This is a genomic window from Microbacterium californiense (assembly GCF_047246625.1).
Lineage (GTDB): Bacteria > Actinomycetota > Actinomycetes > Actinomycetales > Microbacteriaceae > Microbacterium.
The window spans coordinates 306,590-320,350 of the sequence record NZ_JBFOKQ010000002.1 but is presented as its reverse complement, the minus strand read 5'-3'; the positions used below and the strand labels follow the sequence as shown (position 1 = coordinate 320,350).

Annotated in this window: 15 protein-coding genes; 12 read left to right on the top strand and 3 right to left on the bottom strand. The window is 71.6% G+C overall.

What is annotated here, in order from left to right; all coding sequences use genetic code 11:
• Positions 1-17: 17 nt before the first annotated feature.
• Positions 18-1,889, bottom strand: coding sequence for a S9 family peptidase (locus AB3M82_RS12820; RefSeq protein WP_412958326.1), 1,872 nt, complete (start codon positions 1,887-1,889; stop codon positions 18-20).
• Positions 1,890-2,079: 190 nt separating this feature from the next.
• On the opposite strand from AB3M82_RS12820, the gene AB3M82_RS12815 reads away from it, so the two are divergent.
• Together AB3M82_RS12815 and metE are read left to right on the top strand one after the other, a co-directional pair.
• Positions 2,080-3,027, top strand: a complete 948-nt coding sequence (locus AB3M82_RS12815; RefSeq protein WP_412958325.1) for a methylenetetrahydrofolate reductase — start codon at positions 2,080-2,082, stop codon at positions 3,025-3,027.
• 21 nt (positions 3,028-3,048) lie between these two features.
• The gene (gene metE / locus AB3M82_RS12810) at positions 3,049-5,361 is read left to right on the top strand and encodes a 5-methyltetrahydropteroyltriglutamate--homocysteine S-methyltransferase (protein ID WP_412958324.1); all 2,313 of its coding nucleotides are present in this window, start codon (positions 3,049-3,051) and stop codon (positions 5,359-5,361) included.
• Positions 5,362-5,428: 67 nt separating this feature from the next.
• Here metE and lexA read toward each other — a convergent pair whose 3' ends face one another.
• Positions 5,429-6,115 carry a transcriptional repressor LexA gene (gene lexA, locus AB3M82_RS12805; protein WP_412958323.1) on the bottom strand — a complete coding sequence of 229 codons (687 nt, stop codon included), beginning with the start codon at positions 6,113-6,115 and terminating at the stop codon, positions 5,429-5,431.
• 307 nt (positions 6,116-6,422) lie between these two features.
• Between lexA and AB3M82_RS12800 the strand changes: the two genes are divergently transcribed.
• The 6 genes from AB3M82_RS12800 to AB3M82_RS12775 all read left to right on the top strand — a co-directional run bounded on the left by AB3M82_RS12800 (position 6,423) and on the right by AB3M82_RS12775 (position 10,816).
• A complete protein-coding gene (locus tag AB3M82_RS12800) occupies positions 6,423-6,782 on the top strand; it encodes a LysM peptidoglycan-binding domain-containing protein (RefSeq protein ID WP_412958322.1) in 360 nt (119 codons plus the stop codon).
• A 70-nt stretch (positions 6,783-6,852) separates the two neighbouring features.
• On the top strand, positions 6,853-7,938 hold the full coding sequence (locus tag AB3M82_RS12795) for a histidinol-phosphate transaminase (protein WP_412958321.1): 1,086 nt from the start codon (positions 6,853-6,855) through the stop codon (positions 7,936-7,938).
• Complete coding sequence (gene hisB / locus AB3M82_RS12790) at positions 7,935-8,552, top strand: imidazoleglycerol-phosphate dehydratase HisB (protein WP_412958320.1); 618 nt, start codon at positions 7,935-7,937, stop codon at positions 8,550-8,552. The genes AB3M82_RS12795 and hisB overlap by 4 nt, the downstream gene beginning before the upstream one ends.
• Positions 8,549-9,184, top strand: a complete 636-nt coding sequence (gene hisH / locus AB3M82_RS12785) for an imidazole glycerol phosphate synthase subunit HisH (protein WP_412958318.1) — start codon at positions 8,549-8,551, stop codon at positions 9,182-9,184. The genes hisB and hisH overlap by 4 nt, the downstream gene beginning before the upstream one ends.
• A gap of 92 nt (positions 9,185-9,276) precedes the next feature.
• Positions 9,277-10,023: a bifunctional 1-(5-phosphoribosyl)-5-((5-phosphoribosylamino)methylideneamino)imidazole-4-carboxamide isomerase/phosphoribosylanthranilate isomerase PriA gene (gene priA / locus AB3M82_RS12780; RefSeq protein ID WP_412958317.1), complete on the top strand. Its 747-nt coding sequence runs from the start codon at positions 9,277-9,279 to the stop codon at positions 10,021-10,023.
• Positions 10,007-10,816, top strand: a complete 810-nt coding sequence (locus AB3M82_RS12775) for an SseB family protein (RefSeq protein WP_412958316.1) — start codon at positions 10,007-10,009, stop codon at positions 10,814-10,816. The genes priA and AB3M82_RS12775 overlap by 17 nt, the downstream gene beginning before the upstream one ends.
• Before the next feature lie 15 nt (positions 10,817-10,831).
• On the opposite strand, the gene AB3M82_RS12770 is transcribed toward AB3M82_RS12775, so the two are convergent.
• Entirely contained in the window at positions 10,832-11,230 is a 399-nt protein-coding gene (locus AB3M82_RS12770; protein WP_412958315.1) for a DUF1844 domain-containing protein, read from the bottom strand.
• Between the two features lie 231 nt (positions 11,231-11,461).
• On the opposite strand from AB3M82_RS12770, the gene infC reads away from it, so the two are divergent.
• From infC to AB3M82_RS12750, 4 genes are all read left to right on the top strand, one after another.
• Positions 11,462-12,112 carry a translation initiation factor IF-3 gene (gene infC, locus AB3M82_RS12765; RefSeq protein ID WP_412958595.1) on the top strand — a complete coding sequence of 217 codons (651 nt, stop codon included), beginning with the start codon at positions 11,462-11,464 and terminating at the stop codon, positions 12,110-12,112.
• A gap of 72 nt (positions 12,113-12,184) precedes the next feature.
• Positions 12,185-12,379: a 50S ribosomal protein L35 gene (gene rpmI, locus AB3M82_RS12760; RefSeq protein ID WP_247625340.1), complete on the top strand. Its 195-nt coding sequence runs from the start codon at positions 12,185-12,187 to the stop codon at positions 12,377-12,379.
• Between the two features lie 31 nt (positions 12,380-12,410).
• Complete coding sequence (rplT, locus tag AB3M82_RS12755; RefSeq protein ID WP_067200962.1) at positions 12,411-12,797, top strand: 50S ribosomal protein L20; 387 nt, start codon at positions 12,411-12,413, stop codon at positions 12,795-12,797.
• A 115-nt stretch (positions 12,798-12,912) separates the two neighbouring features.
• Positions 12,913-13,722: a TrmH family RNA methyltransferase gene (locus AB3M82_RS12750; protein WP_412958314.1), complete on the top strand. Its 810-nt coding sequence runs from the start codon at positions 12,913-12,915 to the stop codon at positions 13,720-13,722.
• The last annotated feature ends 39 nt before the right edge of the window (positions 13,723-13,761 follow it).

The window sequence follows — 13,761 nt, the reverse complement described above, 5'->3', positions numbered from 1 at the left end:
GGCCGCGGCCGCCGGGCTCAGCCCTCGTCGACCGCGGGGGTGAATCGGAACACGCGCCCGAGGAAGGCCAGTTCGCGCTCCAGGGCGTCGACGATGGTCTCCGCCCGACGGAAGCCGTGGCCCTCTCCGGGGTAGAGCACATAGTCGTGGTCGACGCCGCGCTCGGCCAGCGCATCGCGGATCGCCTCCGACTGCGACGGCGGCACGACGCGGTCGTCCTCGCCCTGCATCAGCAGCACGGGCACGTCGATCCGATCCGCATGGGTCAGCGGGGACCGGGCGATGTACAGCTCCTCCGCCTCCGACAGCGGTCCGACCAGGCCGTCGAGGTAGGGGCGCTCGAAGTCGTGCGAGTCCTGCGCCAGCATCCGCAGGTCGGCCACCCCGTAGCGCGAGATCCCCGCCGCGAAGGCGCCGCCGCGCACCAGCGCCGACAGCACCGTCCACCCGCCGGCCGAGCCGCCGCGGATCGCGATGCGGTCGGGATCCGCCAGGCCGGCCGCGGCCAGGCCCTCGGCCGCGGCGATCACGTCGTCGACGTCGACCACGCCCCACTGCCCGAGCAGGCGCTCGCGGTAGGCGCGCCCGTAGCCCGTCGAGCCGCCGTAGTTGACGTCGAGCACGCCGATCCCTCGACTGGTGTAGAAGGCGATCGCCGCGGAGGCCGCGCCCGTGACGTGCGCGGTCGGACCCCCGTGCACGAGCACGACGTAGGGCGGCAGTTCGTCCGTCTCCGCCTGCCCGGGGTTCGCCGGTGCGTACACGAACGCGTGCACCGGGCCGTGCGCCCCGTCGACGGTGAGAGGGGATGCCGGCGGCATCCAGTCCGCGTCGACCGGTTCGCCTCCGCGCACCGCGACGGCCTCGCCGGAGTCGATGTCGACGCACCACACGCCGGGTGCGGCGCTCGAGGCGTTCCCCGACAGAAGCACGAGCGACCCGGTCGCATCGTCGACGCTCACGTGCCCGTCGCAGCGTACGGGGAGCACGCGCTCCGAGCCGTCCGGGTCGACGACGACCACCGTGTCGCGACCCTGGGTGCGCACGGCGACGATGCGTCCGTCGTCGAGCGGACGGAACCAGCGGTTGCCGAGCACCCACAGGCCGTACCCGACGTCCGAGTCGTCCGGCGCGACCGCGACGGGTGCCCCCTCGAGCCTGGTGCGCGCGAGGCGGGCGCGGTGGAGTCCCCACCGCCCCGAAGGATCGTCCGCGTACAGGAGGGTGTCGTCGTCCTCCCACTCCGGCTGCAGCGCGGCCCGGGTCGGGATCTCCGTCTCGTCGGCCGTCGCGAGGTCGCGGACCCGCAGGCGCGCCGCGTCCCACGGCATCCGTGCGCCGTCCCAGCCGACCCACGCGATCCGCGATCCATCGGGGGACAGGGACGGATGGGCGAAGAATCCCGTGCCCTCCGCGTGCACGCGCACGCGCGCGGCATGCTCGGCGGCGGATCCGTCGGTCGGGATCTCGACGATCGCGCGACGATGCGGCTCGACGGCCAGGTCCTCCCGCACGGCGAGGAGCCGGCCGCCCTGCACCCGGAGGCCGCCGTGCGCGGGTCCCGGAACGGTGAGCGGCACGGGGGCGTCGCCCCGGCGTGCGCGGTACACGCGCTGATCACCGGCGTCGACGAAGAACAGCGTGCCCTCGGCATCCGCCGTCCACGCCCCGCCGCCGTACTCGTGCACGCGGGAGCGCGCACTCCACGGAGCGGGCAGGATCTCCTCGCCCAGCGACGACCGGATCGTCACCCGGCCGCCCTCCGACGGCACGGATTCGGCCCACCAGATCTCCTCGCCGACGAAGCGCGCGCCGTCCAGACGGGGAGAGGATGCCGCGACCGAAGCCGGGCTGAATGGAGAGGACCAGGAACCGTGGGCGGACGACATGCCTCGAGCCTAGGCGGCCGGCGACACACGGCGTCACACAGCGTGCGGCCACCGCGCCGGGTGTTCTACGGTTCTGGAAACGCCCGGTCCGCCGAGGCGTGGAGCGACAGCCGAGCCCGGCACCCGCCCGCGAATGATGCCCTCTCGCGTCGTGCGCGGCCCCCGGCCCGCCCTGTCCCCAGGAGAACACATGTCTTTCGAGACGCAGCCCCTCGGCGCCCCCCGCGTGCCGTTCTCCTTCGAGCTGTACCCGCCCCGCTCCGAGTCCAGCGAGGGAGCGCTGCACGAGACCGTGCGCCGGCTCGCCGCCGCCGGCCCGGACTTCCTGTCGGTGACCTACGGCGCCGGAGGATCGACGGGCGGGCGCTCGCTCGACGTGCTGCGCTTCATCCGCGAGCACACCGCCGTGGAGCCGCTCGCCCACCTCACCTGCGTCGGCAACACGTACGCGGGCGCGGCACGGCTCATCCGCGAGTTCCTCGACGCCGGCATCCTCAGCTTCCTCGCCCTGCGCGGCGACCCGCCCGCCGGGCAGAGCGAGGGGTTCCTCGGCGATCTCGAGAGCGCGGCGCAGCTCGTGCAGCTCATCGACCGGGTGCAGGCGGAGCGCGCGCCCTACGAGGAGATCCCCGTCCCCGGCAACCCGGGAGCGGTCAGGGTGTCGCCGCGTCGCAAGGTCAGTATCGCCGTAGCCGCCTTCCCGAAGGGGCACCCGAGAGCGGCGCATCGCACGCAGGACGTCGAGGCGCTGCTGGCCAAGCAGGCGGCGGGTGCGACCTTCGCGATCACGCAGCTGTTCTTCCACCCCGACGACTACTCCGCGTTCGTCGAGCGCGCCCGCGCCGCCGGCGTCACCATCCCGATCCTCCCCGGGATCATGCCCATCACCTCGCCCGCCCGCCTCGCCCGCGTGCTCGAGCTCACGGGGGAGGACCTCCCGAGCGAGCTCGCGATCGCCCTCGACGTGGAGCCCACGCCGGAGGGGCGGCGGGAGATCGGCATCGAGTGGGCCGCGCGGCTCGTCCGCGACGTCGTCGCCGACGGGGCTCCCGGCGTGCACCTGTACGCCTTCAACCAGCACGACACAGTCCTCACCGTCCTCGCCGAGGCCGGCATCCTCCCGGCCCTGCGCCGATAGACCCCGCCGAAAGGAAAGACAATGACCGCATTCCCCGGAGGAACCATCCTGGGCTACCCGCGCATCGGCCGTCGACGCGAGCTCAAGAAGGCCGTCGAGGCGTTCTGGGCCGGCCGCATCGACGAGCAGGAGCTCGAGCGCACCGCCGCCGAGCTGCGCGGCGTCACCCGGGAGCGGCTGGCCGCGCTGGGTCTCGGCCGCGACGACTCCGCGATCCCGGAGTCGTTCTCGTACTACGACCAGGTGCTCGACGCCGCGGTCACCGTGGGCGCGATCCCGGCACGATTCGAGGACCTGCGCGCGGAGGACGGCACCGTCGGCCTCGCCGCGGCCTTCACGATCGCGCGCGGTGAGGGCGATCGCGCCCCGCTCGAGATGACCAAGTGGTTCGACTCGAACTACCACTACCTCGTCCCCGAGATCGGCCCCGAGACCCGCTTCTCGCTCTCGAGCGACCGCCTCGTCCGCGAGGTCGCGGAGGGCGTCGCGGCCGGGTTCGTCACGCGGCCCGTGATCGTCGGGCCGGTCACGCTGCTGGCGCTGGCCAAGGCCTCGGATGCCGCGCCCGAGGGCTTCGATCCGCTGTCGCGGCTCGACGACCTCCTGCCGGTCTACGTCGACCTGCTGGCGCGCCTGAAGAACGCCGGTGCCCAGTGGGTGCAGCTCGACGAGCCCGCCCTCGTGAGCGAGTCGCTCCCGGCATCCGTCGCCCAGCTGTCCGCCGCCGCCGAACGCGCCCTCGCCGTCCTCGGCGAGGCCGAGACGCGCCCGGCGATCCTCGTCGCGGCGCCCTACGCCGATCTCGGCGAGGTGTTCCCCGTGCTCGCCGCGGCGCCGATCGAGGCCATCGCGGTCGACCTCGTCCGCGGCGGCGTCCCCGCCGCGACGGCCGGCCTCTCGGACAAGGTGCTCGTGGGCGGCGTCGTCGACGGCCACAACATCTGGCGCGGCGACCTCGCGGCGGCCTTCGACAAGCTCGAGGCGCTGCGCGGCCTGGGGGCCGCAGCGGTCGCCGCGTCGCCCTCGACGTCGCTGCTGCACATCCCGCACGACGTCGCCGACGAGTCCCGTCTCGACGCGCGCCTGGTGTCGTGGCTCGCCTTCGCCGACCAGAAGGTGGAGCAGGTCGTCACCCTCGCGCGCGGCCTCGCGGAGGGCCGGCCCGCGATCGCCGACGCGCTGGACGCGGCATCCGCGGCCCTCGCGGACCGCCTGGCGGCACCCGGCGTGCGTGACGGCTCGGTGCGCGCCCGCGACCTGGCCGAGGCCGACTTCTCCCGCGTCCCCTACGCGGAGCGCGAGAGTGCGCAGGAGGCTCTCGGACTGCCGGTCCTGCCGCTCACCACGATCGGGTCCTTCCCGCAGACGGGCGACATCCGGCGCGCACGCGCCCGCTTCACCCGAGGGGAGATCCCCGCCGAGGACTACGACGACTTCCTCCGCCGCGAGGTCGCCAGCGTCGTCTCGCTGCAGGAGGACCTCGGCCTGGACGTGCTCGTGCACGGCGAGCCCGAGCGCAACGACATGGTGCAGTACTTCGCGGAGAACCTCGACGGGTTCGCCGTGACCGAGAACGGCTGGGTGCAGTCCTACGGGTCGCGCGCCACACGTCCCTCCATCCTCTGGGGAGACGTGTCGCGTCCGGCGCCGATCACGGTCGGCTGGTCCGCCTACGCGCAGTCGCTCACGACCAAGCACATGAAGGGGATGCTGACGGGACCCGTCACGATCCTCGCCTGGTCGTTCGTGCGCGACGACCAGCCGCTGGGCGAGACGGCGAATCAGGTGGCCCTCGCCCTGCGCGACGAGATCGCCGACCTGGAGGCGGCCGGCATCGGCATCATCCAGGTCGACGAGCCGGCACTGCGCGAGCTGCTGCCCCTGAAGAAGGCCGACCAGCCGGCCTACCTCGACTGGTCGGTGCGGTCCTTCCGTCTCTCGACCGGTGGCGCGAAGGCCGGCACGCAGGTGCATACGCACCTCTGCTACTCGGAGTTCGGCGTCGTCATCGACGCCATCCGCGCCCTCGACGCCGACGTCACTTCGATCGAGGCCGCACGCAGCCGCATGGAGGTCGTGGCCGACATCGCCGAGGCGGGCTTCGACCACGGCATCGGCCCGGGCGTCTACGACATCCACTCGCCCCGGGTTCCGGCGGTCGAGGAGATCGAGTCGCTGCTCCGTCGCGCGGTCGAGGAGATCCCGACGCGCCAGCTGTGGGTCAACCCCGACTGCGGTCTGAAGACCCGCGGCTACGACGAGACCACCGCCTCGCTGCAGAACATCGTCGAGGCCACCCGTCGCGTGCGGGAGGACGTCGCGGTCGCGGTCTGACCGACCCCACGAGAACCGCCCTCCCCGACGAACGGGGAGGGCGGTTCTGTCGTCGTCCGGCCCGGGGTCAGACGGCGCGGAGCACCGCCACGACCTTGCCCAGCACGACCGCCTCGTCGCCGAGGATGGGCTCGAAGGCGGAGTTGCGGGGGAGCAGCCAGGTGTGGCCGTCGCGTCGACGGAAGGTCTTCACGGTCGCCTCGCCGTCGAGCATGGCGGCGACGATCTCACCGTTCTCCGCGGTGTTCTGCGAACGCACGACGACCCAGTCGCCGTCGCAGATGGCGGCGTCGATCATGGACTCGCCCGACACCTTCAGCATGAACAGGTCGCCCTTGCCGACGAGCTGGCGGGGAAGGGGGAAGATCTCCTCGACGTGCTGATCCGCGGTGATCGGCACGCCCGCCGCGATCTGTCCGACGAGCGGGACGAGGGCCGCGTCGCCGACGGGGGTCGCGATGTCGGCGGGGTTCTCGGTGCTGGCGCCCGGCAGATCGATCAGGACCTCCATCGCCCGGGTCTTGCCGGGGTCGCGGCGCAGGTACCCGCTGAGCTCGAGCTGCCCCAGCTGGTGGGTCACGCTCGACAGCGACTTCAGGCCGACCGCGTCGCCGATCTCGCGCATGCTGGGCGGATACCCCTGCTGGGCGATCGAGGCCTGGATGACCTCGAGGATCGCCATCTGCTTGGGGCTCAGGCTCTTGCGACGACGCGTGCGCTGCGCCTCGGGGTCGGGGGCGGTGATCTCGCTCATCGTGCTCCTTGAGTGCGCGGATCCGACGTCGTCGTTCGAATGTCGGTGGCCCGTGATGGGCTGTCTGTATCGAAACCGTATCCGAGATTTCGACCGAACGGGAATATCTGTTCGAGCGTGTCGGGGAATCGCCCGACATCGATTCGAAGAAAGCTTGACAGATGTTCGAATTCGAAGATATCTTCGGAACGTAGCTTCGCACCCACCGCTCCCGGCCGAGGGGTGGATGCGAACGCTACGCCAACGTGGTCACCGTCTCCGGCGGTGACGACCTCCGGTCCACGGAGGAGAGGCAGAGGAGAACGAGATGAGCACCATCACCTTCGGCACCGCAGCAGTCGTCCCCGCGCGTCCGACGCGCCTTCGGTTGACGCCCCGCGGACGCCGGGTGCTGCTCGCCCTCGCGGCCGTCCCGCTCGCCGGCGGCATCGCCTTCGCGGCTCTGAGCGGCGGCAGCGCCCTCGCCTCGGGGGAGAGCGCGGCATCCGTCACCTTCGAGACCGTCACGGTGCTGCCCGGCGACACCCTGTGGTCGATCGCCGAGACCGTCGCGCCCGAGGCTGACCCGCGCGAGGTGATCGGCGAGATCACGCGCCTCAACGTGCTCGAGGGCGGCACGCTGCAGATCGGCCAGGAGCTGTCGATCCCCACCGAGTTCTCGCACTGATCGCGGGAAGCCGGCCGGCGAGGGACCGCCCTTCGACGATGCCGCCCGACGTCCGTCCTAGCATGGAGGGGTGACTGCTTCCCTCGATGACCTGCCGCTTCGCGACGATCTGCGGGGCCTCACCCCGTACGGGGCACCCCAGGCCCCTCTTCCCGTCGCCCTGAACGTGAACGAGAACACGCATCCGGTCCCGGATGCCGTGGCGAGCGACATCCTCGACGACATCGCCGTCGCGCTGCGCGACGTGAACCGGTACCCCGACCGCGAGTTCACCGCGTTGCGCGAAGGCTTCGCCGACTACCTCGGCCACGGCCTGGACGCGTCGCAGATCTGGGCGGGCAACGGGTCGAACGAGGTGCTCCAGCACATCCTGCAGGCCTTCGCCGGTCCTGGTCGCACGGTCTTCAGCTACGCGCCGACCTACTCGATGTATCCGCTGCTCGCGCAGGGCACCGGGGCACGCTGGGTCGCCGGGCGGCGCGACCACGACTACACCCTCAGCCCCGACGATGCCGTGGCGCAGCTGCGGGAGGTCGATCCCGACGTCGTGCTGCTCTGCGCCCCGAACAACCCCACCGGCACTCCGCTCGGACTCGACGTCGTCGAGGCGGTCTACGAGGCCGCGCGTGGCGTGGTCGTGGTCGACGAGGCTTATCAGGAGTTCGCCCCCCGCGATGCGCCGTCCGCGCTCACGCTGCTCGAGGGGCGGCCCCGGCTGGCGGTCTCCCGCACCATGAGCAAGGCCTTCGCGTTCGCCGGCGCGCGCGTGGGCTACCTCGCCGCGGATCCCGCGTTCATCGACGCCCTCCGTCTGGTGCGGCTCCCGTACCACCTGAGCGCGCTCACCCAGGCTGCGGCGTCCGCGGCGCTCCGCAACGCGGACGTCATGCTGGGCATGGTCGACGAGATCGTCGGACAGCGCGATCGCATCACCGCCACCCTCGAGGCGCTCGGCTACACCCCGCACGAGTCGTGGTCGAACTTCGTGCTCTTCGGAGGGGTGGCCGACCCGAAGGCGACGTGGCATCGTCTGTACGACCGCGGAGTGCTCATCCGCGACGTCGGCATCCCCGGGCACCTCCGCGTCACCGCCGGCACGGAGGCCGAGACCACGGCGTTCCTCGACGCCCTGGCCTCGATAGAATCGGTGGTATGAGCGCCTCATCCCTGACCCCGCGCACCGCCCGCCGTGTGCGCAGCACGTCGGAGTCCACCGTCGAGCTCGAACTGAACCTCGACGGCACGGGCGCGAGCCGCATCGACACCTCGGTGCCGTTCTTCGACCACATGCTCACCGCGTTCGCGAAGCACTCGCTCACGGACCTCACCGTCCGCGCCTCGGGCGACACGAACATCGACGCGCACCACACCGTGGAGGACATCTCGATCGTCCTCGGCCAGGCCATCCGCGAAGCGCTCGGCGACAAGGCGGGCATCTCCCGCTACGGCGACGCGCTCGTCCCGCTCGACGAGGCGCTCGCCCAGGCCGTCGTCGACATCTCCGGCCGCCCCTACCTCGTCCACGAGGGCGAGCCGGCCGGTTTCGAGCACCACCTCATCGGCGGCCACTTCACGGGATCCCTCGTGCGCCACACCTTCGAGGCGATCGCCTTCAACGCCGCGCTGACGGTGCACGTCCGCGTGCTGGGCGGCCGCGACCCGCACCACATCGCCGAGGCCGAATACAAGGCCTTCGCGCGCGCCTTCCGCCAGGCCAAGGCCCCCGACCCACTCGTCGAGGGCATCCCGTCGACGAAGGGCGCACTGTGAGCCGCACGCCCCGGGTCGCCGTCTTCGACTACGAGTCCGGCAACGTCCACTCGGCGGTCAAGGCCCTCGCCGCCGCCGGAGCCGATGCGGTGCTGACCCGCGACCGCGAGGTCGCCCTTGAGGCCGACGGGCTCGTCGTGCCCGGCGTCGGCGCGTTCGCGGCCGTGCGTGACGCGCTGCGGACGCACGGAGGCGACGAGATCATCGATCGCCGCCTCGCGGGCGGGCGCCCGGTGCTCGGCATCTGCGTGGGCATGCAGGTGCTCTTCACGCACGGCGTCGAGCGCGGACAGGATGCCGAGGGTCTCGCCGAATGGCCGGGCGCCGTCACCGAGCTGAACGCGCCGGTCCTGCCGCACATGGGCTGGAACACCGTCACGCCGGGGAAGGACAGCATCCTCTTCGACGGCATCGAGCAGGAGCGGTTCTACTTCGTCCACTCCTACGCCGCGCAGTCGTGGGAGCTCGACGTGATCCCTCCGTTCCCGCAGCCCGTGCTGACCTGGAGCACCTACGGCGATCCGTTCCTGGCCGCGGTCGAGAACGGTCCGCTGTCGGCGACGCAGTTCCACCCCGAGAAGTCCGGCGAGGCCGGCATCCGCCTGCTGCGCAACTGGACGCGCAGCCTCTGAGCTCGTCGGGCGCGGTTTGAGGCGCGCCCGACCGCGGAGTACCCTCGATTCTCGTGCCCGAACGGGCCTGAACCCCTCCACCCAAGGACGTCATGAACGACTTCGCGCAGTCCCCCTCGCTCACCCTGCTCCCCGCGGTCGACGTCGCCGGAGGCAAGGCCGTCCGGCTCACGCAGGGCGAGGCGGGCACCGAGACCAGCTACGGCGACCCTGTGGACGCGGCGGGGGAATGGGTCTCGCAGGGCGCGAGCTGGATCCACCTGGTCGACCTCGACGCCGCCTTCGGCCGCGGCAGCAACGCCGGCCTCCTCCGCAAGGTCATCAAGCAGTACCGCGGTGTGAACATCGAGCTCTCGGGCGGCATCCGCGACGACGCGACGCTCGAGTCCGCTCTCGAGAGCGGTGCGACGCGCATCAACCTGGGCACGGCCGCGCTGGAGAACCCGGAGTGGGCGGCCGACGTCATCAGCCGCTACGGCGAGGCCATCGCCGTCGGGCTCGACGTGCGCGGCACCACGCTGGCGGCGCGCGGCTGGACCCAGGAGGGCGGCGACCTCTGGGAGGTCCTCGACCGCCTGGAGGACGCGGGCTGCAGCCGGTACGTCGTCACCGACGTGACGAAGGACGGCACTCTGCGCGGTCCGAACCTCGACCTGCTGCGCGAGGTGACCTCCCGCACCCCGAAGCCCGTGGTCGCGTCGGGCGGCATCTCGAGCCTCGACGACATCATCGCCCTCCGCGCCCTGGTGCCGCTCGGCGTCGAGGGCGCGATCGTCGGCAAGGCGCTGTACGCGGGAGCCTTCACGCTGGCCGAGGCGCTGGATGTCGCCGGAGACTGACGGCGTCGGCGACCACGGCTCGCACGACCGCGGTTCGCACGAGGCCGGCGACTCCGCGGGCGTCCCCTGGGCGGGACGCAGCTTCGAGGCCAACCCGCACACGGCCGACGACGGCTCGGCCGATCCCGCGCTGCGGGCGGCGCTCCACGACTTCCGCGCGGGGACGGGGAGCCAGGTGCAGGTGGTCGACGCGTTCCGCCGGTCTCGCGTGCTGATCCCGCTCGTCGCCGAGAAGGGCGAGGAGGGCGTGGCCCCGAGCGGACTGACCGTCGACAAGACGCAGGAGCTCTCGATCGTGACGGTCGCGGCCCCCGACGGCCGGCGCGTGCAGCCGGTCTTCTCCTCGGTCGAAACGATGCAGCGGTGGGATGCCGCGGCGCGGCCGATCCCGGTCGAGGCCGTGCGCGCGGCTCTCGCCGCCTCCGCCGACGACACCGATCTGATCGTGCTCGATCCGACGTCCGACACGGAGTTCGTGATCCGCCGCCCCGCCGTGTGGGCGATCGCGCAGGAGCAGCCGTGGGAGCCGAGCTTCCTCTCGCCCGAGGTGTTCTCGGCGCTCCAGGAGAGCATCGCGCAGGAGCTGGCCGTGATCGACATCGCGGTCGCCGCGGGCGATCCCGACGCCCGGCTGCGCGGCCCCGAGCTGATCGTGGTCCTCGAGCTCGTCGACGGCCTCGCCCGCGAGGTGCTCGACGCGGTCCTGGCGCGGCTCGCGCAGCGCTGGGCATCCGACGACCGCATCGCGGTCCTCGTCGACTCGCTGACCGTCAAGCTGCGCCGCAGCGCCTGACGGGCGTCGGCCCGGTCAGGTGACCGGACCGGTCCACTTCTCGCCGGGACCCTTGCCGATCGGGTCGGGGATGACCGAGGCCTCGCGGAATGCCAGCTGCACCGAGCGGAGCCCGTCCCGCAGGGAACGCGCGTGCATGTCGCTGATCTCCGGCGCGCCGGCCGTGATGAGGCCCGCGAGGGCGTTGATGAGCTTGCGCGCCTCGTCGAGGTCGACCTGCGCCTGCGCCTCGGGGTCGTCGGCCAGGCCGAGCTTGACGGCAGCGGCGCTCATGAGGTGCACGGCCGCGGTCGTGATGACCTCGACGGCGGGGACGTCGGCGATGTCGCGCGTCGCGGACGACGCGGCCTCCTCCTGCCGTGCCCAGCGCTCTTCGCGCTCGCGGTCCGCCTCGTGGGATGCCTGGTTCGTCACTTCGCCTTGCCTTCTGTTAGACTGTGTCGGGCTCCGGAGCGTCATGCTCCGGCACGAAAGAGGATTCACTTCCCACCCGCGCTTGCCGTTCCAGGCTACCGGGTCTTGCACTCCGCCGGGTTCGTCGCACAGACGATCCGGCAGGCAGGGTGCGGAGCCGGCGTCTGAAATGCCGGCGGGTGGGGACGATTCCGATTTCGCCCGGGATGCCGACAGTATCCCGGTGGCCGAATCCCATCGTCTAAGGAGTTCCGCATCAGCGATCCCCGCACCAATGAGCGCATCCGCGTCCCCGAGGTCCGCCTCGTCGGCCCCGCGGGTGAGCAGATCGGCGTCGTCCGCATCGAGGCGGCGTTGCGCCTCGCGCAGGAAGCCGATCTCGACCTCGTCGAGGTTGCCCCCAACTCGAAGCCGCCCGTGGTCAAGATCATGGACTACGGCAAGTTCAAGTACGAGGCCGCCCAGAAGGACAAGGAAGCTCGCCGCAACCAGGCGAACACGGTCCTGAAGGAGGTGCGCTTCCGCCTGAAGATCGAGGCGCACGACTACACGACCAAGCTCAAGCGCGCCGAGGGGTTCCTCAAGGCGGGCGACAAGGTCAAGGCCATGATCCTGTTCCGCGGTCGCGAGCAGTCGCGTCCCGAGCAGGGCGTGCGGCTGCTCCGCAAGTTCGCGGAGGACGTCGCGGAGCTCGGCACCGTCGAGTCGAACCCGACGATCGACGGCCGCAACATGGTGATGATCGTGGCTCCGCTGAAGAGCAAGTCCGAGGCGAAGCAGGAACAGAACGCCGCGCGCGACGCGCAGCGTGCAGCCAACAAGCAGGCGGCCCGCGAGGCCAAGAGCGAGTCGGACGCTCCGGCCGAGGCCGCCGCGGAATAACACCGCCCCACAGACTCCCGCACCGCGGGTTGACACCGTCGCCTGAGAAGGCGCCATACGAAGGAAGAGAAGATGCCGAAGCAGAAGACCCACTCGGGTGCGAAGAAGCGCTTCAAGATCACCGGCAGCGGGAAGCTGAAGAAGCAGCAGGCCGGTATGCGCCACAACCTCGAGCACAAGTCGAGCCGCCGCACCCGTCGCCTCAACCAGGACCAGGTTCTGTCGAAGGCAGACGCCAAGGTCGCGAACAAGCTTCTCGGTCGCTGACGCGCCGAACGCACGATAGGAACACAGGAAAATGGCAAGAGTCAAGCGGGCGGTCAACGCCCACAAGAAGCGTCGGGTCATCCTCGAGCGCGCCTCCGGTTACCGCGGCCAGCGTTCGCGTCTGTACCGGAAGGCCAAGGAGCAGGTCATCCACTCCCTGGTCTACTCGTACCGGGACCGTCGCAAGCGCAAGGGCGACTTCCGTCGTCTGTGGATCCAGCGCATCAACGCTGCGGCCCGTCAGAACGGCATCACGTACAACCGCTTCATCCAGGGCCTCGGCCTCGCGGGTGTGACGGTCGACCGTCGCATGCTCGCCGACCTCGCGGTCAACGACGCGGCGACGTTCGCCACGCTCGTCGAGACGGCCAAGAAGGCTCTGCCCTCCGACGTCAACGCTCCGAAGTCCGCCGCGTAAGCCGCAGCTTCCGAAATCCGAGGGCGCTCTCCTGTGGGAGGGCGCCCTCGGTGTTTCCCCGATCGACCCCGCGTGGATCCCCGCCGGGCGAGGTCGGCGCTCGTAGACTGGGATCGTGCTGGAGAACCCCCGCTCCCCCCGAGTCCGTGCCGTCGCCAAACTGACCAAGCGCAGTGCGCGCACCGAGACCGGCCTGTTCCTCCTCGAGGGTCCGCAGGCGGTCCGCGAGGCGCTGACGTACCGCCCCGAGGCGATCGTCGAGCTCTTCGCGACGCCGACCGGCTGGGAGCGGCATGCCGACATCCGGGGCATGGCGGGCGACGCCGGTGTCGAGGTCGAATACGTCACGGAGTACGTGCTCAACGCGATGGCCGACACCGTGACGCCCCAGGGGCTCGTCGCGGTCGTCCGCCAGACGCCGACCTCGGTCCGCGACGTCTTCGCCTCCTCGCCCCGGTTGGTGGCGATCTGCGAGGAGGTGCGCGATCCGGGCAACCTCGGCACGATCATCCGCGCGGCCGACGCGGCCGGAGCGGATGCCGTGGTGCTGACCGGTCGCACGGTGGATCCGTACAACCCCAAGGTGGTGCGCGCCACGACCGGCTCCCTCTTCCACCTGCCCGTCTCGGTCGGCGGGGATCTCGCCGACGTCATCGCGCGCGCCCACGACGCGGGTCTGCGCATCCTGGCCGCGGACGTGAAGGGCGACGACCTGCTCGCCGCCCGCGCTGAGGGCGTGCTGGCCGAGCCGACGGGGTGGCTGTTCGGGAACGAGGCGCGGGGCCTGGAGGACGAGGCGCTCGACCTCGCCGATCGCGTGCTGCGGCTGCCCATCTTCGGGCGGGCGGAATCGCTGAACCTCGCCACCGCCGCCAGCGTGTGCCTGTACGAGAGCGCGTTCGCGCAGAGGGCGGACCGGGCCTGAGTCGGGCGCCCGCAGGACGGGTGCCGACCGGCTGGTACT

Coding starts and splice junctions, on each gene's coding strand:
- metE (WP_412958324.1), top strand. CDS start 3,049: ATGACCGCATTCCCCGGAGGAACCATCCTGGGCTACCCGCGCATCGGC.
- hisB (WP_412958320.1), top strand. CDS start 7,935: ATGAGCGCCTCATCCCTGACCCCGCGCACCGCCCGCCGTGTGCGCAGC.
- AB3M82_RS12820 (WP_412958326.1), bottom strand. CDS start 1,889: ATGTCGTCCGCCCACGGTTCCTGGTCCTCTCCATTCAGCCCGGCTTCG.
- lexA (WP_412958323.1), bottom strand. CDS start 6,115: ATGAGCGAGATCACCGCCCCCGACCCCGAGGCGCAGCGCACGCGTCGT.
- rplT (WP_067200962.1), top strand. CDS start 12,411: ATGGCAAGAGTCAAGCGGGCGGTCAACGCCCACAAGAAGCGTCGGGTC.
- rpmI (WP_247625340.1), top strand. CDS start 12,185: ATGCCGAAGCAGAAGACCCACTCGGGTGCGAAGAAGCGCTTCAAGATC.
- AB3M82_RS12815 (WP_412958325.1), top strand. CDS start 2,080: ATGTCTTTCGAGACGCAGCCCCTCGGCGCCCCCCGCGTGCCGTTCTCC.
- AB3M82_RS12800 (WP_412958322.1), top strand. CDS start 6,423: ATGAGCACCATCACCTTCGGCACCGCAGCAGTCGTCCCCGCGCGTCCG.
- AB3M82_RS12775 (WP_412958316.1), top strand. CDS start 10,007: ATGTCGCCGGAGACTGACGGCGTCGGCGACCACGGCTCGCACGACCGC.
- priA (WP_412958317.1), top strand. CDS start 9,277: ATGAACGACTTCGCGCAGTCCCCCTCGCTCACCCTGCTCCCCGCGGTC.